The organism is Rheinheimera maricola (assembly GCF_016918075.2).
Classification (GTDB): Bacteria; Pseudomonadota; Gammaproteobacteria; order Enterobacterales; family Alteromonadaceae; genus Alishewanella; species Alishewanella maricola_A.
The window spans coordinates 154,324-174,992 of record NZ_JAERPS020000001.1; the positions used below are offsets into that span (position 1 = coordinate 154,324).

Here is a 20,669-nt window from a genome sequence, read left to right on the forward strand (position 1 = left end):
TATTTAGCTGCGATACAGGGTTTTTATCAGGTGAAAGCCAAACTGGGTTTTTACCGGCCCTTGTACTTCCAACAATGGACCTTTAAACACGACATCATCGAAGGCTTTTACCATCTGGCCTTTGCGAAACTCGCCCAAATCGCCGCCTTTTTTCCCCGACGGACATAGTGAATGCTGTTTTGCGAGTTTGCCAAAGTCCGCGCCTTTTTGCAGTAGCTGTTTTAGCTTGTCTGCTTGTTCCCGGGTTTTTACCAGTATATGTAAGGCGCAGGCTTTGGACATGGTTTTGCTTCCTTAAGCTAGTGGCTGTTGCTGGGTAATACAGTGAATATTACCGCCGCCAAGCAAAATCTCTCGCCCGGGTACTGTTACGACTTTATGCTGTGGATAAAGGCTTTGCAGGATTTCTGCAGCGACCTTATCGTTCGGATCGTCAAAAGTCGGCAGTATTAAACCGCCGTTGCACAAATAGAAGTTAATGTACGAGCCGGCCAGGCGCGCATTGGCTTCCCGCGGAATGGCACTCATGGTCGCATCTACCGTGGCATACTCTTCAGCGTTGGCAATAATAGGCGCCGGAACCGGTAGCTTATGTACCTTAATTTTACGGCCTTGGGCATCGGTGGCAGCTTCTAAGTACTCCAACGCCGCTTTGCTACGGGCATACTGCGGATCGGTTGTATCGTCGGTCCAGGCCAGTACCACTTCGCCAGGCTTAACAAAGCAAGCCATATTATCAATGTGGCCGTCGGTTTCATCGTTAAAGATACCGTCGGTTAGCCACAACACTTTATCGATACCGAGATAATCGCGCATCTGCTGCTCAATTTGCTCGCGGCTTAAATGCGGATTACGGTTACTGTTTAGCAAGCACTCTTCGGTGGTTAACAGCGTGCCTTCACCATCAACATGAATAGCACCGCCTTCCAGCACAAAGCCTTCAGTGCGATAGCGTGGCAGTTGCTCTATCCCCAGCACCTTGCTGGCTACCTGGTCGTCTTTATCCCATGGGAAATACAAGCCGCCGTTTAAGCCGCCCCAGGCGTTAAAGGTCCAGTCGATACCACGTACGTCACCTTTGGCATTAGTAACAAAAGTCGGCCCGGTATCACGACACCAGGCATCGTTGTTTGATATCTCAACTACGCGGATAGGGAACTTAGTTCCCACATCGGTTAGCTGTGACAAGGCATTGGCATACTGTGCGGCAGAAGCGCCTACCGTTACCGGTTCAAAGCCGGCAATGGCTTTAATTACCGCAACAAAGGCTTTTTGCGCCGGCTTGGCACCTAAACGCCAACTGTCGGTGCGCTCTGGCCACACCATCCAGGTTTGCTTATGTGCGGCCCATTCTGCCGGCATACTAAAACCATCGGCGCGTGGCGTGCTTTGCAGTGTTGTAAAGGCCACTTAGTTACCACCTTGTTTAACAGGTTGTTTAGTTTCGCCATCTTTAGTCATCACTGTACCGTAGATATCGATACGACGGTCGCGGAAAATGCCCCAGGCGCGACGGGTGGCAGCAACGGCGTCTAAATCAAAGCTGTGTACCAGCACGGCTTCTTCTGTTTCGCCGGCTTCCTGTACCTTGGCACCGGTTTCGTCGGCAATAAAAGAGCTGCCGTAAAAAGTAATATGGTAGTCACCTTCGGTTTCGGTACCAATGCGGTTAGAGGCAATTAACGGCATTAAGTTAGCCGCGGCGTGGCCTTGTTGTGTGCGCTGCCAGTGATCGCGTGAGCTGATGGTTGGGTCGTGCGGCTCGCTACCAATAGCGGTAGGGTAGAACAGCAGCTCAGCGCCCATTAATGCCATGCTGCGGGCGCATTCAGGGAACCACTGATCCCAGCAAATGCCAACACCAATTTTAGCGTACTTGGTAGCAAATACTTTAAAGCCGGTGTCGCCCGGCGTGAAGTAGTACTTCTCGCTGTAGCCCGGGCCATCTGGAATATGGCTTTTACGGTAAGTGCCCAGGTTTTCGCCGTCGGCGTCAATAATCACTACGCTGTTATATAAACAATTACCGGCACGCTCATAAATACTGATTGGCAACACCACGTTCAGCTCTTTGGCAATCTTAGTAAAATGCGCTACCGCTTTGTTCTCTGCTACGGTAGTGGCAAAAGCTAAATAGTCTGGTTTTTGCTTCTGACAGAAATAATTGCGCTCAAACAGCTCCTGTAACAGGATGACTTGTGCACCTTTGGCTGCCGCATCGCGTACTAAACGCTCGCCACGGGCAATGTTTTCATCCACATTCCAGCCGCCAATCATTTGGGTTGCAGCAACGGTTACATTACGCATCAGTTATCTCCGACAGAGGGTAAAACCAACAGGCTAGCATCCCTATGGATACTTGCCAAACAGGGCGCGAAAAATGCCGTATTTTTGCCCTGTCGTCAACGCTTTTTGCTAAAAAAACAGCAGCGGAAAACACAAGGATGTCCGCTGCAGTAAACAGCTGAGGGCTAACCTGAAAATAGCCGGCTTTATTGCAGCGCTAATTCAGCTGCTTTTAGCAGTAATTCGCTGTCTAAGCGGGTTTTGTAGTTGATATGCACATAGTTAAACAGCGCCTCGCCCTTGGTATTGACGATATACACCGCCGGCACCGGTAACACTACTTTCTCTGTACCGGCTTCGGTGGTAATTAAGCTACCAAGTTTGCCTTTGTAAGCCGCGGCGGTTTTGTCATCCAGATAATAGGCCAGGCCAAAAGCACTGCTGGCAGCGAAGTTGGCATCTGACAGCAAGGTATAACTTAACTTTTGGCCACCGGTGTCGTTTAAGCTTTTACTGATCGAAGCTGCGCTATCGGGCGTTATGGCAATTAACTGATAACCTAGTTTAGTTAGCTGCGGCGTGATATCACGCAGCGCGGCCAATTGCGCATTACAATACGGGCACCAGCCACCGCGATAAAATACCAAGATGCTGGGTTGTTGCTGTACCAGCTGCTTAAGTGAAACGGTTTGGTTATCGGCTGTAGTTAAGCTCACGGCTGGAATGGCTAAGCCATTTAACAGCGGAGTAACCTGCTCCGGGCTTGGCGCAATGGCTGGTGCGGCGAAAAGGTTAATGCTAAATAACATCGTAGCAAATGAAGTAATGTAAGTTTTCATAGTGTTTCCTGATTCACGTTGTTGATTTTGTCGAACTAAAAAAGACAGGTTTAAGCCAGTTTTACTTTCAGGGAAAATTAAAAAAGTCGCTTTTTCGTTTTTTAAACACTCTGACGTACAATGCCGTTATTAGTTAAGAAGAAATACCTTTATGACCAGCAAAAATGCAATACAGCAATTTGATATCAGTATCGTCGGCGGCGGCATGGTTGGTGCCGCTATTGCGCTGGCACTTAGCCAAGCTGGCTTGCAGGTGGCTTTGATAGAAAAGCAGCCAGTGTCGGAGTTTGACAGCCATAGCCCGGCGGATTTACGCGTATCGTCAATTAACCTGGCCAGTGAAGCTTGGTTAAGCCAGCTGGGAGCCTGGCAGGCACTTGAGCAGATGCGCCTTTGCCCTTATCAGCGGTTGCAGGCGTTTGAGCAGCCACACAGTATTGTCACCTTTAATGCCGCTGATATTAAGCGCAGCCATTTAGGCCATATTGTTGAGAACAACTTGCTGCAGCTAGCGCTGTGGCAGCAGTTCGGTGCTAATGTGCGGCTGTTTTGCCCATCCTCGGTTACTGCGCTTACGCAAACAACCGATAGCGCCACATTGACGCTGGATAGTGGCGAGCAGCTTAGCAGTAAGCTGGTAGTGGCGGCAGACGGTGGTAACTCGCAGCTGCGCCAATTGGCCGGTATTGGCACTAACGGCTGGCAGTACAGCCAGGCGTGTTTAGTGGCGCTGATTAAAACCGCCTATCCGCAGCAAGACGTAACCTGGCAGCAATTTACGCCTACCGGGCCTAAGGCTTTTTTGCCGCTGTGCGGCCAGCAAGGCTCAGTGGTATGGTACGAAGAAGCTACTAAGGTAAAACAACTGGCAGCACTGGCACCGGCGCAATTAACACAGCAGTTGCAAAAAGCCTTCCCGGCGCAACTGGGCGAGGTGGAAGTGGTGGCCAGCTCCTGGTTCCCGCTGACGCGGATGGATGCTAACCGGTATTACGCTGGTCGGGTGGTGTTGGCCGGTGATGCCGCTCATACCATCAACCCGTTGGCGGGGCAGGGCGTTAACCTGGGCTTTGCTGATGCCAAACTGCTGACAGAGCTTATTATCGATGCCAGACGGCATAACAGCGATATCGGCAGTGTGCCGCTGCTGCAAAGCTATCAGCGCAAGCGCAAGCCAGCCAACTTATTAATGATGAGCGCGATGGATGGTTTTTATCAGGTATTTGGTAATGACATTACGCCGCTGCGTAAGCTACGTCAGTTGGCATTAAGTGTGGCGGCGCGCAGTACAATGCTAAAAACGCTGGTGGCGCGTTATGCTGTGGGTTCTGACTAGGCAGGCTAAAATGCTTAGCTAAGCAATACGGTTGCAACACCTACAGTGCTCGCCACAGCAACTCGTCCTTATGCCTACGGCAGGACTCAGACACTCTGTGGCTGTGCGCTGCAGGGTTCCAACCTTCTCTCGATAGCAGATTAGAACTCTTTTGGCGCAGCCACAGAGTGTCTGACCGAGTGCGAAGCGTGGGCGACAAACTCGTCTGGAACGAGTTTGAACAGCTTTAGCTGGCCCGAAGGGGGTAGGGCAGGATGCCCGGAATAGTTGCTGCGGTGAGCACAAAAGATGTTGTAATCGGCAAAAGTTAACTAAAACTGGAAATGTTTTTGAATTGGTATAGTTCAGAAAAGCAAAAAACCAGCCTAAGCTGGGTTTTTCTGTTTAATGGCAGGGGCGGCTGGATTCGAACCAACGCATGGCGGGATCAAAACCCGCTGCCTTACCGCTTGGCTACGCCCCTACGGAAACTTATGTGTGATCGTCGTTCGGCAGGATTTTACAAAAACTACGTTCACTGAATTAATGGCAGGGGCGGCTGGATTCGAACCAACGCATGGCGGGATCAAAACCCGCTGCCTTACCGCTTGGCTACGCCCCTGCAAAAACTTGTGTGCATCCACTTTTTTAAAAGTGGTGCGGAGAGAGAGACTCGAACTCTCACACCTTGCGGCGCTGGAACCTAAATCCAGTGCGTCTACCAATTCCGCCATCCCCGCATGCACAGGTAAGTAAAAGTGGTGGCTACAGCGGGAATCGAACCTGCGACCCCAGCATTATGAGTGCTGTGCTCTAACCAGCTGAGCTATGTAGCCACTATTTACTTGACCTAAGCAAGTGGCGCGTATTATCCAGAACTGCCCCTGTAGCGTCAACCGTTTTTTTGCGTTTAAAATTCAATGTTGGTTTGTTTGCCGATTTAATATGCAAAATGCTGGTTTCGCAGGCAATAAAAAAGCCGTTGTCGGCAAACAACGGCTTTTTTTGGCGCTAAAACGCGGTTAAACGTTAAAGCGGAAATGCATTACATCGCCATCTTTTACGATGTAATCCTTACCTTCTAAACGCCATTTGCCAGCTTCTTTGGCACCGGCTTCACCGTTGAACTGTACAAAGTCATCATAGCCAACTACTTCAGCGCGGATAAAGCCTTTTTCAAAGTCAGTGTGAATAACACCGGCCGCTTGCGGGGCAGTGGCGCCTATGGCTACCGTCCAGGCGCGCACTTCTTTAACGCCGGCAGTAAAATAAGTATGCAAACTTAACAATGAATAACCACCGCGAATTACCCGGTTTAAGCCCGGCTCTTCCAGGCCCATATCAGCCATAAACTCGGCTTTTTCGTCGTCGTCCAGCTCGGCTATTTCAGATTCAATCGCCGCACATACCGGCACCACTATGGCGCCTTCTTTGTCTGCAATGGCTTGCACGATGTCTAAGTACGGATTATTTTCAAAGCCGTCGTCCATTACGTTGGCAATGTACATGGTGGGTTTAATGGTTAAGAAGTTCATATAAGCAATTAAGGCTTTTTCTTCTTTATCCAGCTCGAGCTGGCGCAGGGTATAGCCTTGCTCTAAATGCGCTTTAACTTTTTCCAGTACTGCCATTTCGGCTTTAGCGTCTTTATCGCCGCCTTTGGCTTTTTTGCTAACACGGAAAATTGCGCGCTCGGCACTGTCCATATCAGACAATACTAATTCCATATTAATGGTGTCAATATCGTCCGCCGGGTCTATTTTGCCAGCAACGTGAATAATGTTTTCATCGTCAAAACAGCGCACTACGTGGCCGATAGCGTCAGTTTCGCGGATGTTCGCTAGAAATTTATTGCCTAAACCTTCGCCCCGTGATGCGCCTTTAACCAAACCGGCAATATCAACAAATTCCATGGTGGTCGGTAGTACGCGTTGCGGGTTAACAATTTTTGCCAGCTTATCCAGGCGTAAATCGGGTACCGGTACTACGCCTGTGTTCGGTTCAATAGTACAGAACGGAAAGTTAGCCGCTTCAATTCCGGCCTTGGTTAACGCATTAAACAAGGTAGATTTGCCTACGTTAGGTAAGCCGACAATGCCACATTTGAAACCCATAACTAGTATCCTTTACGTGCTGTAATTAGTGCTGCAATTAACTGGACCGGCTGTTTAGCTGGCTTTAAAACTGTGTAAGCGGTTTTGCGCTTTAATCAGACCATCTTTAGCCAGAATATCAAAGCAACGTGTCGCTTCATCAATGCTTTGTACTATCAGTGCTTGTTCGCTGGCTGGTGCTTTACCCAACACATAGCCGGTAACCTGATCTTTATGTCCGGGATGGCCAATACCGAGACGTAAGCGATAAAAATTCTGGTTATTACCCAAGCGGGAAATAATATCACGTAAGCCATTATGGCCGGCGTGGCCGCCACCCAGTTTAAATTTTGCCACACCCGGTTCCAGCGCCATTTCGTCATGCGCTACCAGAATTTGCTCGGGGGCCAGCTTGTAAAACTGCGCCATAGCCAGCACCGCTTTACCGCTTAAATTCATAAAAGTAGAGGGAATAAGTAACTTGAACTCTTGTCCGGCACAGATAAATTTGCCGGTATAACCGAAAAACTTCGGCTCGTTTTTTAAGCTGACATTAAAGGCGTGGGCCAGCTGTTGAACAAACCAGACGCCGGCGTTGTGCCGTGTCTGGCTGTATTCCGGGCCTGGATTACCCAGGCCCACAATCAACTGAATGGCTGATTGAGTAGTGTCAGACATTACTCAGCGGCAGTTTCTTCAGCGTCAGCTGCTTTACCAGCTGGTTTGTTTACAGAAACAACGGCTAAGTCGTGACCTTTAGCTAACTGAACGAAAGTAACACCTTTTGGCGCTTTCAGATCAGATAAGTGCAGGTGAGCACCAACTTCAACATCGGTCATGTTAACTTCGATAAACTCTGGTAAGTCTTTCGGCAGACAAGAGATCTCGATTTCGTTAGCAGCATGTACTACTACGCCACCTTTTTTCACTGCAGCTTCTTCGTTAACGAAGTGAACAGGAACGATAGTGTGCAGTTCGTGGCCAGCTTCAACGCGTTGGAAGTCAACGTGCATAACTTTTGGCTTGAACGGGTGACGCTGCATAGCTTTAACGATTGCTTTAACGTCTTCATTGCCCACTTTGATAGTCAGAATGTGCGAGTAAAACGCTTCAAAGCTTTGTGCTTTTAACAGTTTAGAATGATCTAAAGTGATAGAAACCGGGGCTTTGCTACCACCGTAAATGATAGCTGGAACTTTGTCTTCGTGACGCAGGCGGCGGCTCGCACCTTTCCCCGCGTCAGTACGGACTTCTGCATTTAATGTAAAAATTGCATCAGACATGGTGTACTCCAAAAATTAAGGTTTCCCAAGACTCGCGACCAGTCTCAGGCTGGATGCCCTTTTCGAGGGCGCGACATATTACCACCAGTAGTAGTGTGCTGCAATTGAAAATACTGACGTTGCCAGACGTAACAAAAGGTATTTATTTCACTCTGGCAGGTAAGAACTACTTTTTGTCAACAAACATATGGCATTAAATTTCCCAGTTGTTTTTTAACATTATGATTTAAAATGGTATTTCAGTGTTGGAGTGAGATTTGCTTTATAACTTTCGACAGGCAATGTTTAATTTTGCATTGTAGGGGTCTATGAATCTCAACAGGAGCTATTGTATGAACAGCGATATTGCAGAAGGTAAATGGAAACAAATGACCGGCGCCATTAAAGAAAAATGGGGCAAACTTACTGATGATGACCTGGAGCAAATGGAGGGAAGTGTTGATAAGTTTTGCGGTAAAATGCAGGAATGCTATGGCATGTCACGTGAAGAGGCAGAGCGGGAATTTAACCGTTTGTAGTCAATAGCGTTTAGCCAAAGAAGGCGCCATCAGGCGCCTTTTTTAGTGCGAGTATCAGATGATCTTAATCAAACATGGAGGAGATAGATTCTTCATTACTGATACGACGAATACATTCGGCCAGCATTTCGCTTAGCGTTAATTGACGTACTTTGGCTACTGCTTTCATTTCAGCGCTTAGTGGAATAGTGTCAGTGATAATCAGCTCGTCGATCACAGAGTTAGCGATATTTTCCGCTGCGCCGCCGGAGAACACCGGGTGGGTAGCGTAAGCAAATACGCGCTTGGCACCTTGCTCCTTTAACGCTTCTGCGGCTTTGCACAGTGTGCCGCCGGTGTCGATCATGTCGTCAACAATAATACAGTCGCGGTCTTTTACGTCACCAATAATATGCATTACCTGGGCAACGTTAGCTTTTGGCCGGCGTTTGTCGATAATGGCTAAGTCGGCGTCGTTCAGCAGTTTGGCAATAGCGCGGGCACGCACCACACCACCAATATCCGGTGATACCACTACCGGCGACGTGAAGGCTTTTTTACGCATATCGTCAAGTAATACCGGGCTGGCAAATACGTTGTCTACCGGCACATCAAAGAAGCCCTGAATTTGCTCGGCGTGCAAATCTACCGTTAATACGCGGTCTACGCCTACGCTGGATAAAAAATCTGCTACTACTTTAGCGGTAATAGGCACCCGGGCAGAGCGCACCCGACGGTCCTGACGGGCATAACCGAAATATGGCATCACGGCAGTAATACGGCCGGCAGAAGCGCGGCGCAGTGCATCAACCATGACGATGAGTTCCATCAGGTTATCGTTAGTTGGCGCGCAAGTAGACTGGATGATGAACACATCAGAACCACGCACATTTTCATTGATTTGGACGCTTACTTCCCCATCACTGAAACGGCCGACTTCGGCATCTCCAAGTTTAATATACAGACGGCTGGCGATTTTACTTGCGAGTTCTGGTATGGCATTACCAGCGAAAACCTTCATGTCAGGCACGGTTGGATCCTCAGGGCAGTGGTGAGTCCGGTTTATCAATACACAGCGGCAAAAACACCGCTGCAGTTACTTATTCGGTATCTGCCAACGCAGGCCATATAGGCGACTGGTTGACCCCTCTGGCAACAAACCCGGTTAAACCCGGGGGCAATTGCGCTAGGGCATGCTGAGCACTGGTCTGGTCCGGGAATGCAGCGAACACACTCGCGCCAGTACCCGTCATTTGACACGGCGCGTATTCTACCAACCACTGTAAGGTTATTGCAACAATAGGGTAGAGCTGTTCGACCAGTGGCTGACAGTCATTGCGCCATGGCGCTGTTAGGATGTCAGCATCGTGTATAGGTGTCGAATTACGAATTAAATCAGGGTGCTGAAAGATTTCTGCTGTACTGACATGGCAGTTTGGCGTGACGACTAAGTACAGTTTTTCCTCCAGTTGCAGCGGTTGTAATTTTTCACCGATGCCTTGGGCAAAAGCAGTAAAGCCGCGGACAAACAGCGGGACATCGGCACCCAGGCTCAAACCCAGCTCAGCCAGGGTGTCGATAGATAAATTCAGTTGCCAGAGTTTATTCAATCCCAGCAAGGTGGTGGCCGCATCTGACGAACCTCCGCCTAAACCGCCACCCATTGGCAGACGTTTATCCAGATAAATATCGCAGCCCTGCGTGCATTTGCCGTATTTTTGTAGCAAACGGGCGGCACGTATCACCAGGTTTTGCTCGTTTATCAACGCAATGTTGTTGCAATCAAGCGTGATGCTATCGTCGTTACGAAGGCTAAACGTCAGCTCATCGCCTGCGTCTAACAGCTGAAATAGTGTCTGCAGGTTATGATAGCCATCTGTGCGTCGCCCGGTAATATGTAAAAACAAATTCAATTTCGCCACTGCCGGCAAAGTAAGTTGTGTCATTGCCAGCTCCGGATCACAATTTTAATTTGGCTGTCATCGCTTTGCAGCAGCAGGCGTTTGGGCAGTGCCAGGCTGTCGGGAAAAAAACTCTGGTACTGCAATTGCCACACTATGCCGGTGCTGTCGGTTAAATTAAAACCGGTAACGCGACCCTCTGCATCACGCTGTACGTCGCGGCCTTTGCTGCCTGGCAGACCACGTAGCCATAGCGGCATATCATTTAGCGGCATTGACCAGCCGGATAATTGCAACAGCAAGGTACTAGTATCTACTGCCCGATATGTTTCACCTTTAATAGTAATGGCGCTACCTTGTGCGGTATCAGTTAATTCAAACAAACTAATGCCAACATTGCTTAAACGGGCGTTATAGTGCGATGAATTATGTTGTTGCCAACGTAAATTGCCACTAACTGAATCGGCTGGCGTTTTTATACCAACACTGGCTTGCAATTCAAACTGCTGCATGGCTTGTATTTTCTGCTCGCGCATAGTGCTATTTAGCGGTGTTTGTTGGCTGTCAGCGCGCTGCAATAAACTACAGCCATTTAACACTATGAGTAAAACGCCAAGAAAAACCGGCCGGTAAAATCGATACGCCACACTAAAGTCCTTCACTGTGCTTTCTTAGCTTTTATTAAGTTGGGGCTTTTTGTACAATTCGCCCCCTGACAATTCTGATGATACAGGTGATGGCCATTTTCGCTCTCGGCATTAATCATAAAACGGCACCGGTGGCCTTGCGCGAACAAGTTGCTTTTGCGCCAGAGCAGTTGCCTGCAGCCTTGCGCGAACTGACAACGTTAACCAGTATTTCAGATGCCGTCATTTTGTCTACCTGTAATCGCACGGAGTTGTATTTTAACGGCACTGCGACACAAGCGGAACAGGTAATTAGCTGGTTGGCCCATTTTCATGCTGTTAATGCTGCTGAATTGCAGCCGCATTTGTATTTGCATCAGGACAATGCTGCAGCCGAGCATCTGATGCAGGTCGCGTCTGGGTTAGATTCTCTGGTACTGGGCGAGCCACAAATTTTAGGCCAGGTAAAACAAGCTTACAATCAGGCGCGTAATGCTGGTACGGTAAACCCGCAGTTTGAACGTTTATTTCAAAAAACCTTTGCTGTGGCTAAACAGGTAAGAACCGACACTGACATCGGTGCCAATGCGGTATCGGTTGCGTTTGCTGCCGTCAGTTTGGCAAAGCAAATTTTCGGTAACCTTGGTAAAGTGCGGGTGCTGTTAATTGGTGCAGGCGAAACCATAGAGTTAGTTGCCAGGCATCTGAAGGAGCAGGGCGCGGCGCAATTGACCGTCGCTAACCGTACTTACGAGCGTGCCGTGCAGTTGGCCGAACAATTTTCGGCTGCCGCTATTACTTTGGCGCAAGTGCCAGGTGATCTGGCAAACGCCGATATTGTGATAAGCTCTACCGCCAGCACCTTGCCCATTGTGGGTAAGGGTATGGTCGAGCAGGCCCTAAAGCAGCGTAAGCACAAGCCAATGTTTCTGGTCGACTTGGCGGTGCCACGTGATATTGAACAACAAGTCTGTGAGCTCGAAGACGCTTATTTGTATACAGTAGATGATTTACAGTCGATAGTAGCGCAAAATCTTACCAGTCGTCAGCAGGCTGCTGAGCAAGCGAAGCAAATCATCAGTGTCGGTGCGACAGAATTTGCCCAATGGTTAACGTTGCAAGGCAATGTCGATTGGCTACGAGACTATCGTCAGCGCTGTGAAATCATTCGCGCTGAGCTACTTGGCAAGGCTGTTAATCAATTGGCTGCGGGCCAGGAAGCTGAAAAAGTTCTGGCTGAATTTGCCACAAAATTGAGTAACCGGCTGATGCATAGCCCAACCAAAGCTATCCGTCAGTTAGTGCAAGACGATGAACCGAATAAACAAACCTTGATCAACACCTTGTTAGATCTGTAATCAGGCAAATAAAACACCATGAAAGAATCGGTATACCGCAAGCTGGAAGGCCTGGCTGAGCGTTACGAAGAAGTGCAAGCGTTGCTGAGTGATGCGTCAGTGATCAGCGATCAAGCGAAATTTCGCGAGCTGTCAAAAGAATACAGCCAGCTGGAAGACATCAGCAAAGCCTTTGCTGATTACCAACAGGCACAGCAGGATTTAGCTTCGGCTGAAGAAATGCAAAAAGACAGCGACCCTGAGATGCGCGAAATGGCGCAGGAAGAATATAAAGCTGCCAGAGAGCGCATTGAACAGCTGGATCAAGAGCTGCAGATTTTATTACTGCCCAAAGATCCCAACGACAACAACAGCTGCTTTTTGGAAATCCGTGCCGGAGCTGGTGGCGATGAGGCGGCGATTTTCGCCGGCGATGTGTTTCGCATGTACAGCCGCTTTGCTGAAAAACGGCGCTGGAAGCTTGAGGTGGTAAGCGCCAGTGAAGGCGAGCATGGTGGCTTCAAAGAAATTATTGCCAGCGTACAAGGCGAGGGCGCTTACGGTACATTAAAGTTTGAATCGGGCGGCCACCGTGTACAACGCGTGCCGGCTACCGAATCACAGGGGCGCGTTCACACCTCTGCTTGTACCGTGGCGATAATGCCAGAAGTGCCAGAAAGCGAAGCCATAGAAATTAATCCGGCCGATTTAAAAGTGGATACCTTTCGTGCCTCCGGTGCCGGTGGTCAGCACGTAAACCGCACGGACTCTGCCATTCGCATTACCCACTTACCCACAGGTATTGTGGTGGAGTGTCAGGATGAACGCTCACAGCATAAAAACCGTGCCCGCGCCATGAGCGTGCTGCAGTCACGTATTCAGGCCGCTGAAGATGAAAAACGACGTTTAGTGGAAGAATCTACCCGCCGTTCGTTAGTCGGTAGTGGCGACCGCTCTGAGCGCATTCGTACCTATAACTTCCCTCAGGGCCGTTTAACCGACCATCGGATCAACTTAACTATTTACCGCTTAAACGAGGTAATGGAAGGCGATTTAGATCAGGTGCTTGAGCCGTTAAAACATGAGCACCAGGCCGATTTATTAGCCGCACTGGCCGACGAGAACCGCTAAGTGTCAGCCGCTCTGACACTGGCACTGTGGCAAAAACAGGCGCAACAACAACTGTCGGCGGTTAGCCAAACCGCCGATATTGAAGCCCGGCTGTGTCTGTGTCATGTGCTAAGTGTCAGTAACAGCTATTTATACAGTTACCCTGAACGTGAATTAACGGCAACAGAGCAGACAGCGCTTGGCACGTTACTCACGGCGCGCTTACAGGGCCACCCCCTGGCTTATCTGTTTGGCTATTGGCATTTTTTTGATTTGCAGCTTGAGGTGAGCCCCAGCACGTTAATTCCGCGCCCGGATACTGAATTGCTGGTTGAGCAGGTGCTTAGCCTGCCTTTGCCCGCAAACGCCAAGGTGCTGGATTTAGGCACCGGCACTGGCGCTATCGCTTTGGCGCTGGCTCACAACAAACCGCAGTGGCAGTTAACGGCCGTCGACTACATCAGCGAGGCAGTAAAGCTGGCCGAACGTAACCGCAGCAGGCTCAATATCAGCAATTGCGCGGTACTGCACAGTAACTGGTTTGCCGCGTTAGCAGAGCAACGTTTTGATTTGATTGTGTCAAACCCACCTTATATTGACCCGGCTGACAACCATCTTGCGGCACTGCGTTATGAACCCATCACCGCGCTGACGGCAACGGAACACGGCCTTGCCGATATCCGTCATATCGTGCAGCAAGCGCCCGGCTACCTTAATCAACATGGTTGGTTATATCTGGAGCATGGTTATGATCAGGCGGATGCGGTGCGTGAACTATTGCAAGGCGTTGGTTTTGCTCAAGTTTGCTCGAAACGTGATTATGGTAATAACTGGCGCATTAGCGGCGGTTGCCTGGCGAACTAATTCACTGGCTTTTAGCGCTTTTCTTTGACCACTGTCGCTATCCGGCATATAACTATTGAGTATTCAGTAAAGTAGATCCAGGTTAAGGGAAAACGCATGAGTGATGACTTTATTTTTGCAGCAGAGCCGGAACATGAAGAACAAGTAGTACATGGCAGTTGGAAAGTGCTTATTGTCGATGATGAGCCTGAGGTGCATGCAGTCACTAAACTAGCATTAAGTGATTTTTCGTTTCAAAATAAAAATTTAAATTTTATCAGTGCCTACTCTGGTGCTGAAGCCAAAGCATTGCTGCAACAACACCCGGACACCGCAATAATTTTACTCGATGTGGTCATGGAAACCGATGACGCTGGTTTGATTGTCGCTCGTTATATCCGCGAAGAACTGCACAATGAACACGTACGTATTATTTTGCGCACCGGGCAGCCAGGGCAGGCACCGGAGCGGCAAGTTATTATTAACTACGATATTAACGACTACAAATCTAAAACCGAGCTTACCGCGCAAAAGTTGTTTACCGTTATTATGTCCAGTTTGCGCTCATATCGCGACATTATGTCGCTGGAGCAAAGTCGGCTGGGTTTAGAGAAAATTATTAATGCGTCGGCAGATTTATTTTCATCGCACTCGATGGAGCAGTTTATAGATGGCGTGCTGCAGCAGTTAACGTCTATTTTGGGCTGTAATGAAAATGCGCTGTTGGTAAGCTCGTCAATGGTGGCTGGCAATATAAGTGGCGATGTGTCTGATCCGCATAAACTGGTAGTGTTTGCCGGCCAGGGCGAATTTGAGTGTAAAGAAGGTAAGCCGGTGCAAGACGTATTGCCACCTGAGCTGTTGGAAGCGTTTGAGTCGGCGTTAAAATTGCGTGGTATTGTCTATCGCGATAATTACCTTGTGGCTTACTGTACCAGTAAGTTTACCCATGGCTCCTTGCTGTATATTTCTGGTTTGCCCGGTTTGATGAGTGCCAATCAGAAAAAACTAATTGAGTTGTTTTCTCAAAATGTACAAATCGCCTACGAAAATGTGCAGTTACAACATGAAATTGAAGATACCCAACGCGAAATTGTGTATCGGTTAAGTGAAGCGGTTGAGCATCGTTCAATTGAAACCGGTAACCATGTAAAAAGGGTAGCGTTTATTTGCTACGACTTGGCCAAAGCCTATGGTTTGCCAGAAGAGGAAGCTGAACGATTGATGTTCGCTGCGCCATTGCACGACGTAGGTAAAGTGGGCATACCGGATGGTATTTTGAATAAGCCATCGAAGTTGCAAGGCCAGGAATGGGAAGTGATGAAAACCCATGCCAGTATTGGTTATGAGATTTTAAAAGATTCCAAGCGCAGTATTATTCAGGCCGGTGCTGTTATTGCCCAGGATCATCATGAAAAATGGGACGGAACAGGTTACCCGTCGGGTAAAAAAGGCGATGACATTCATATTTATGGCCGTATTGCAGCGCTAGCCGATGTATATGACGCACTGCGTCACCGCCGCTGCTACAAGTCAGCCTGGTCGCTAGAGCAGGTAATAACGCAAATAGTGTCTGAATCGGGTAAACAATTTGACCCGCAATTGGTAGAAATATTTAAGCAGCGGGTCGACAAACTAGAGGCAATACTGCAAAAATACCCGGACAGCGACGAATAACCGCAGCCAGCTTACGCTGGCTGTTTTATTAATAAATAAGGATAACCCTATGTATATGGCTTATAAGCATTTTCATCTGCTGATGGTAGTGCTCAGTGTCAGTTTCTTGTTGGTGCGTTACGCCATGAGTTTAAAACCGGCGGCAATGCTGCAGACGAAATTTTTTAAAATTGCACCCCATGTTATTGATACATTGCTGCTGGTAAGTGCGGTGTTATTAATGATAGCTCTGCAACAGTATCCTTTTTTCCACGCCTGGCTTACCGAGAAATTTCTCGCGGTGCTGGCTTATATTGCGCTGGGTGTTATGGCATTTAAAGGCCGAACGGGCTTGATCCGCTGGATTTGTTTTTTAGGTGCGTTGGGCTGGCTGGGGCTGGTTCTGCGAGTAGCCATAACAAAACAACCGGTATTTTTAACCGCATTCTGAATACATAAGCATTGGCGTCGCGCCGGTATTGTTAGGAAAAATTATGATTGGGAAAATTATTCAGGTTGGTGACACGCAAGTTGCTAACCATTTACCTTTTGTGCTATTTGGCGGCATGAACGTGTTGGAGTCGCGTGATCTGGCAATGCGCATTGCAGAGCATTATGTTGAAGTGACCAGCAAGCTTGGCATTCCTTATGTGTTTAAAGCGTCATTTGATAAAGCGAACCGCTCGTCTGTACATTCTTATCGAGGCCCAGGTCTGGATGAAGGTTTAAAAATATTTGAAGAAATTAAGCGTACCTTCAAAGTTCCGCTTATTACCGATGTACATGAGCCATATCAGGCAGCGCCGGTGGCCGAAGTGGTTGATGTAATTCAACTACCGGCGTTCTTAGCGCGGCAAACCGATTTAGTGGTAGCCATGGCGAAAACCGGCGCGGTGATCAATGTTAAAAAGCCGCAGTTTTTAGCACCACACGAAATGCGCCATATTATTACTAAGTTTAAAGAAGCCGGTAATGAGCAGGTATTGTTGTGCGAGCGGGGTAGCTGCTTTGGTTATAATAACCTGGTGGTAGACATGCTGGGCATGGACGAAATGAAACAATATGGCCCGGTTATTTTTGACGCTACTCATGCGTTGCAAAAACCGGGTGGCCGAGAAAGCTCTGCCGATGGACGCAGGGCACAAGCCGCGCAACTGGCACGGTCTGGCATGGCGTTGGGGTTAGCGGGATTGTTTATTGAGGCGCACCCTGAGCCCAATCAAGCCAAATGCGACGGCCCCTGCGCGTTGCCGCTGGCGAAGTTGGACGCTTATCTACAGCAAATGAAAGCAGTAGATGATTTAGTAAAAAGTTTTGCCGTACTGGATACTGCCGCGAACTAAACAAAAAGGGACAGTATGTGGCTGTCCCTTTTTTTGCCAGCCTCACTTTAATTGGGTGCGCTGGTTACATCCTGAATCGTCACCCGGCCTTTAATACGGTCTTCATAAGGTTTCAACATTGCGGTCACCTTAACAGCCTGATTTGCTCGGGCAAATGCCATCAATTGTTGACCATTGCAAACTACTTTTTCTACGGCATTTTGTTTGCTGATCCGAAAGTGGCCTAAGGTTTTTTTCAATCCCAGGCGGTCGTCAGTGGCTGTCTCAGTACAAATTTCAACTACCGCTGAACGAATATAATTCTCGCTGTAATTAGCGCTGACAATGGCAGGAAATGTCAGGCTGATCACTACCGCTACGGTTAACCATGCTTGCTTTTTCATCGGACTATCCTCTGCATTTTAATTATGGCGTATGCCATAGCGCTATTTTGGCAGCCGGCAGTAGCTATCACCTGCGGTTTGGGCTAAACGGTGGCGTCGTTGTTATCAAGTGATAAGCTGACGCCAGAGCGGGATAAACGGTAAGTTTAGTGTTGCGGCAAGCTAGTAAGTTGGTCTGCCCAGTTCAGTTTGTAACGTCGTGAAGCTGCAACATGGTTACCGTTGCTAAGGATAAATTCGTAGTCATTGTTGTGCGGTTGCAACTTGTGTACATGGTGCAGATTAAGCAAGGTAGAACGATGAATTTGCACAAATTGCTTAGGTAGGCGTTGCAGCAACTCTTTCATAGTTTCTCGTATGATCAGTGTTTCCTGTAGCGTATGAATACACATGTAATTGCCGGCTGCTTCGATGAGTAAAATATCAATGTCGTCCAGCAATAAGGTGGAGGCGCCAGTTTTAAACGTCAGTTTATTTACCGGCACAGGGCTGGCGCCCGCTAGCGGCTTATCCAACGCTGTGCGCGCATCCAATAGTGTTTGCGCCAGGCGTTGACGAGACACCGGTTTTAACAAATAGTCAAAAGCAAAGTGTTCAAAAGCTGAAAAGGCAAATTGCTCGTAAGCGGTAACCAGCACAAACAAGGGCCGTGTCATAGCCGAGCCTTTAGCGGCTTGCTGTAAAATATCAATGCCTTTAATACCGGGCATCTGAATATCAAGAAACACCAGGTCTATATCTGCTGGGGTTTGTAAAAATTGCAGTGTATCGTCACCATTATCAAAGCAGTCAATAATTTCAAGATTAGGATACGCCGCCAGTTTAGCTTTTAAATTGCTGATCGCTAAGGGCTCGTCATCGGCAATAATAACTTTAAGTGCTGCGCTCATTTAGCGTCTCCGTGGCTATGCGCAGTTGGCTGTAAAAGCCGCTGCTGCTGTGGCTGAGTGTTAAGCTGGCCGCATTGCCAAATAATAGTTGCAGCCGCTCAGCAAGATTAATTAAGTTTAGTGGCTGTTCTGTTTCAGGCCAGCCAGCATTGGGATTAGCGCCTTGTTGTGCCAGAGTAATGTGTAGTTGGTTCTGTAGCAGTTGCAGGCTTAGCTGCAGGCAGATGTCGCCAGCGCGTTCTGCGACGCTGTATTGAATGGCATTTTCGGCCAGCGGTTGCAATAACAACGGCGGAAAGTGCACTTTAGGCAGCGGTGTGGCTAGCTGCCAGTTCAATTGTAGGCGCGGGCCAAAACGCACTTGCTGTATCGCCATATAGGCGGTTAATGCATCTAGCTCTTGCTGCAACGGAATAAACTCATCCTGTTGGTTTTTCAGCGAGTGGCGCAGATAGGTGGAGATGTGTTGGATAAGTTCTTCCGCCGCCAAGCCGTTGCGCTGCACAATTAACGCATTAAGCGCATTGAGGGTATTAAACATAAAATGTGGGTTAAGCTGATAGCGCAGCACTTTTAAGCGGGCTTGGCGTGCTTGCTTTGCCAGCTGCTGTTGTTGTTGCAGTGCGGCATAGTGCAACTGATTGGTTTTAATCAGCATAAACACGGCAAGCCATCCAGCCAGTGGCAATAACACCAGTGAAAATGCTAAGAAATACTTTAGTACAGAATCGACGTTTTGTACCATATCTGATGCGTAACGCATGACCAGATATTGCCGCAGTAGCACCATCGTCAGCCAAAGCGGAATAACTATCCACAACAAACGTGTTAGTTGTGCCACTAGCTGCCGTTGCTGCAATAACTCATGTTGTCCCAGCCAACCAGTAACTAAAACATTTATCAAAGTAACCAGACTGTAGATCCATAAATAAGGCCACGTAGCCTCGTCCTGAAGTGGCACTAACACGGCCAGATGAGTGTATTTAACCAGTAAATAGCTTAACCAATACAGCACATGCCAATAGCAAAAGCTGGTTAGTCGCTGTCGTTGCACATCTGCGGTAATCACGCTGTGTGCCATGGTAAGCATATGTCGACGGTAAAACCTTGCGGAGTGGCGCCGACATCCAGCGAGGCGTTATCACCAAAATGTTGCCGCAGCCGATTACGGATATTGTTCAGACCGACACCGGCGCCACCGCTGTTTGCTTGCAATTGTGAACCTGGACCATCGTCACTGATGCACAGGTGTAAGCTGTTCTGGTCTCGGTTACCACTTATGGTAATAGTTGCCCCCTGCTTGCGGGTTGCTACGGCGTATTTGATCGCGTTTTCTATCAAGGGTTGTAACAGCAGCGCGGGAATGCGCTGGCGCTTTAGTGTTTCATCAATATTGCACTGTACTTTAAGTTTTTCACCAAACCGGGTTTTCTGCAGTTGCAAATAGGCGTCGATGGCCGACAGTTCATCAGCCAGTTGTACCAGGCTATCGGGAGATTTACTCAACGAGTAGCGTAAAAAGGTTGCCAATTGCTCCGACATGGTCTCGGCGTCATCATAGCGCTTAGCTTCCAGCAGCGCGCACACTGAGTTTAGGGCATTAAATGTAAAGTGGGGGTTAAGTTGATGGCTCAATGCCTGTAACTCCAATTGCTGGATTTTCTGGCTTAGATCATGAGTCTGTGCCAGCCTCTGTAGCTGCTTTTGGTGCAACAGTACCGAGAGATAGCAAGCTGTCCAGACAAAAAAAGCCAGCACAGAGGTGTCCAGATTACCAATTAGCATACGAATGTCGACAATCTCTTTATCCCAAAGCAACTGCCAAAATGCGTTTTCGGCGGGAATATAGAATGCGGCCAACAGAGCAATGCCCAACAGCAATTGCATGTTTGAAAAGGCCTGTTGCATTAGGCGCTGATAGCTCCAAATGACCAATGCCGCTGTCAACAGCATCGCAACCAGGTCACTGGCCAGCATCATGGGCAGGTAGCTCCAATCGTATGGCTTATCGTACAAAGCACCCGCATGCCACGAGCTAAGCAAGCCCAGGCTGAATATCGCTAACCAGTAGTACAAATTAAAACGTAACAATGTCCCAAGACTGACGAACTGCATATGGCGTCTCGCTGGTTAAGGTGTTTCTCAGTATAAGTGACGCTGGCATTTTTGCCGATTTAAGCTGGATAACCGGATGAAAATCCGGGGTAAAACAATTAGCAATCTTCATAAAACTGCCATTTTTGGCACTGTCCGATACGGTAAGCTGT

22 protein-coding genes and 4 tRNA genes are annotated in these 20,669 nt (G+C 48.4%); 8 read left to right on the top strand and 18 right to left on the bottom strand.

The window, feature by feature from the left end:
• Positions 1 to 3 precede the first annotated feature (3 nt).
• The 4 genes from ppiC to I4W93_RS00740 all read right to left on the bottom strand — a co-directional run bounded on the left by ppiC (position 4) and on the right by I4W93_RS00740 (position 3,125).
• Positions 4 to 282: a peptidylprolyl isomerase PpiC gene (ppiC, locus tag I4W93_RS00725; protein WP_205313696.1), complete on the bottom strand. Its 279-nt coding sequence runs from the start codon at positions 280 to 282 to the stop codon at positions 4 to 6.
• Between the two features lie 12 nt (positions 283 to 294).
• On the bottom strand, positions 295 to 1,410 hold the full coding sequence (aguA, locus tag I4W93_RS00730; RefSeq protein WP_205313695.1) for an agmatine deiminase: 1,116 nt from the start codon (positions 1,408 to 1,410) through the stop codon (positions 295 to 297).
• The gene (gene aguB / locus I4W93_RS00735; RefSeq protein WP_224673202.1) at positions 1,411 to 2,307 is read right to left on the bottom strand and encodes an N-carbamoylputrescine amidase; all 897 of its coding nucleotides are present in this window, start codon (positions 2,305 to 2,307) and stop codon (positions 1,411 to 1,413) included. It abuts the gene before it with no gap.
• A 185-nt stretch (positions 2,308 to 2,492) separates the two neighbouring features.
• Entirely contained in the window at positions 2,493 to 3,125 is a 633-nt protein-coding gene (locus tag I4W93_RS00740) for a peroxiredoxin-like family protein (RefSeq protein WP_205313694.1), read from the bottom strand.
• Positions 3,126 to 3,276: 151 nt separating this feature from the next.
• On the opposite strand from I4W93_RS00740, the gene I4W93_RS00745 reads away from it, so the two are divergent.
• The gene (locus I4W93_RS00745; RefSeq protein ID WP_205313693.1) at positions 3,277 to 4,461 is read left to right on the top strand and encodes an FAD-dependent oxidoreductase; all 1,185 of its coding nucleotides are present in this window, start codon (positions 3,277 to 3,279) and stop codon (positions 4,459 to 4,461) included.
• Positions 4,462 to 4,849: 388 nt separating this feature from the next.
• On the opposite strand, the gene I4W93_RS00750 is transcribed toward I4W93_RS00745, so the two are convergent.
• The 7 genes from I4W93_RS00750 to I4W93_RS00780 all read right to left on the bottom strand — a co-directional run bounded on the left by I4W93_RS00750 (position 4,850) and on the right by I4W93_RS00780 (position 7,816).
• Positions 4,850 to 4,924: transfer RNA gene (locus I4W93_RS00750), tRNA-Gln, on the bottom strand.
• Between the two features lie 63 nt (positions 4,925 to 4,987).
• A tRNA-Gln gene (locus tag I4W93_RS00755) sits at positions 4,988 to 5,062 on the bottom strand.
• A gap of 33 nt (positions 5,063 to 5,095) precedes the next feature.
• Positions 5,096 to 5,180 (bottom strand) — tRNA-Leu (locus tag I4W93_RS00760).
• A gap of 19 nt (positions 5,181 to 5,199) precedes the next feature.
• Positions 5,200 to 5,276: transfer RNA gene (locus tag I4W93_RS00765), tRNA-Met, on the bottom strand.
• 186 nt (positions 5,277 to 5,462) lie between these two features.
• Complete coding sequence (gene ychF, locus I4W93_RS00770) at positions 5,463 to 6,554, bottom strand: redox-regulated ATPase YchF (protein WP_205310336.1); 1,092 nt, start codon at positions 6,552 to 6,554, stop codon at positions 5,463 to 5,465.
• A 54-nt stretch (positions 6,555 to 6,608) separates the two neighbouring features.
• Positions 6,609 to 7,211: an aminoacyl-tRNA hydrolase gene (pth, locus tag I4W93_RS00775; RefSeq protein WP_205310335.1), complete on the bottom strand. Its 603-nt coding sequence runs from the start codon at positions 7,209 to 7,211 to the stop codon at positions 6,609 to 6,611.
• Positions 7,211 to 7,816, bottom strand: a complete 606-nt coding sequence (locus I4W93_RS00780; RefSeq protein ID WP_205310334.1) for a 50S ribosomal protein L25/general stress protein Ctc — start codon at positions 7,814 to 7,816, stop codon at positions 7,211 to 7,213. The genes pth and I4W93_RS00780 overlap by 1 nt, the downstream gene beginning before the upstream one ends.
• 332 nt (positions 7,817 to 8,148) lie before the next feature.
• Here I4W93_RS00780 and I4W93_RS00785 point away from each other — a divergent pair, with 332 nt between their 5' ends.
• Complete coding sequence (locus tag I4W93_RS00785; RefSeq protein ID WP_205310333.1) at positions 8,149 to 8,334, top strand: CsbD family protein; 186 nt, start codon at positions 8,149 to 8,151, stop codon at positions 8,332 to 8,334.
• 64 nt (positions 8,335 to 8,398) lie between these two features.
• Here I4W93_RS00785 and I4W93_RS00790 read toward each other — a convergent pair whose 3' ends face one another.
• The 3 genes from I4W93_RS00790 to lolB all read right to left on the bottom strand — a co-directional run bounded on the left by I4W93_RS00790 (position 8,399) and on the right by lolB (position 10,861).
• Positions 8,399 to 9,334 (bottom strand): ribose-phosphate pyrophosphokinase, encoded by a 936-nt coding sequence (locus I4W93_RS00790; protein ID WP_178089609.1) that lies wholly within the window; start codon positions 9,332 to 9,334, stop codon positions 8,399 to 8,401.
• A gap of 79 nt (positions 9,335 to 9,413) precedes the next feature.
• Positions 9,414 to 10,259, bottom strand: a complete 846-nt coding sequence (ispE, locus tag I4W93_RS00795) for a 4-(cytidine 5'-diphospho)-2-C-methyl-D-erythritol kinase (RefSeq protein WP_205310332.1) — start codon at positions 10,257 to 10,259, stop codon at positions 9,414 to 9,416.
• Positions 10,256 to 10,861 carry a lipoprotein insertase outer membrane protein LolB gene (gene lolB, locus I4W93_RS00800; RefSeq protein WP_205310331.1) on the bottom strand — a complete coding sequence of 202 codons (606 nt, stop codon included), beginning with the start codon at positions 10,859 to 10,861 and terminating at the stop codon, positions 10,256 to 10,258. Before lolB ends, ispE begins: the two co-directional genes overlap by 4 nt.
• An 89-nt stretch (positions 10,862 to 10,950) precedes the next feature.
• Between lolB and hemA the strand changes: the two genes are divergently transcribed.
• The 6 genes from hemA to kdsA all read left to right on the top strand — a co-directional run bounded on the left by hemA (position 10,951) and on the right by kdsA (position 17,129).
• Positions 10,951 to 12,198, top strand: a complete 1,248-nt coding sequence (hemA, locus tag I4W93_RS00805) for a glutamyl-tRNA reductase (RefSeq protein ID WP_205310330.1) — start codon at positions 10,951 to 10,953, stop codon at positions 12,196 to 12,198.
• 18 nt (positions 12,199 to 12,216) lie between these two features.
• On the top strand, positions 12,217 to 13,308 hold the full coding sequence (prfA, locus tag I4W93_RS00810) for a peptide chain release factor 1 (RefSeq protein ID WP_205310329.1): 1,092 nt from the start codon (positions 12,217 to 12,219) through the stop codon (positions 13,306 to 13,308).
• Positions 13,309 to 14,151, top strand: coding sequence for a peptide chain release factor N(5)-glutamine methyltransferase (gene prmC, locus I4W93_RS00815; RefSeq protein WP_205310328.1), 843 nt, complete (start codon positions 13,309 to 13,311; stop codon positions 14,149 to 14,151).
• Positions 14,152 to 14,247: 96 nt separating this feature from the next.
• A complete protein-coding gene (locus I4W93_RS00820) occupies positions 14,248 to 15,807 on the top strand; it encodes a DUF3369 domain-containing protein (RefSeq protein WP_205310327.1) in 1,560 nt (519 codons plus the stop codon).
• Positions 15,808 to 15,856: 49 nt separating this feature from the next.
• Positions 15,857 to 16,237, top strand: a complete 381-nt coding sequence (locus tag I4W93_RS00825; RefSeq protein ID WP_205310326.1) for a SirB2 family protein — start codon at positions 15,857 to 15,859, stop codon at positions 16,235 to 16,237.
• A gap of 43 nt (positions 16,238 to 16,280) precedes the next feature.
• Positions 16,281 to 17,129, top strand: a complete 849-nt coding sequence (gene kdsA, locus I4W93_RS00830) for a 3-deoxy-8-phosphooctulonate synthase (RefSeq protein WP_205310325.1) — start codon at positions 16,281 to 16,283, stop codon at positions 17,127 to 17,129.
• Positions 17,130 to 17,176: 47 nt separating this feature from the next.
• On the opposite strand, the gene I4W93_RS00835 is transcribed toward kdsA, so the two are convergent.
• From I4W93_RS00835 to I4W93_RS00850, 4 genes are all read right to left on the bottom strand, one after another.
• Positions 17,177 to 17,512, bottom strand: coding sequence for a DUF3718 domain-containing protein (locus I4W93_RS00835; protein ID WP_205310324.1), 336 nt, complete (start codon positions 17,510 to 17,512; stop codon positions 17,177 to 17,179).
• A 146-nt stretch (positions 17,513 to 17,658) separates the two neighbouring features.
• The gene (locus I4W93_RS00840) at positions 17,659 to 18,402 is read right to left on the bottom strand and encodes a LytR/AlgR family response regulator transcription factor (protein ID WP_205310323.1); all 744 of its coding nucleotides are present in this window, start codon (positions 18,400 to 18,402) and stop codon (positions 17,659 to 17,661) included.
• On the bottom strand, positions 18,386 to 19,483 hold the full coding sequence (locus I4W93_RS00845; protein ID WP_205310322.1) for a sensor histidine kinase: 1,098 nt from the start codon (positions 19,481 to 19,483) through the stop codon (positions 18,386 to 18,388). The genes I4W93_RS00840 and I4W93_RS00845 overlap by 17 nt, the downstream gene beginning before the upstream one ends.
• Positions 19,468 to 20,517 (bottom strand): sensor histidine kinase, encoded by a 1,050-nt coding sequence (locus I4W93_RS00850; protein WP_205310321.1) that lies wholly within the window; start codon positions 20,515 to 20,517, stop codon positions 19,468 to 19,470. Before I4W93_RS00850 ends, I4W93_RS00845 begins: the two co-directional genes overlap by 16 nt.
• Positions 20,518 to 20,669 lie beyond the last annotated feature (152 nt).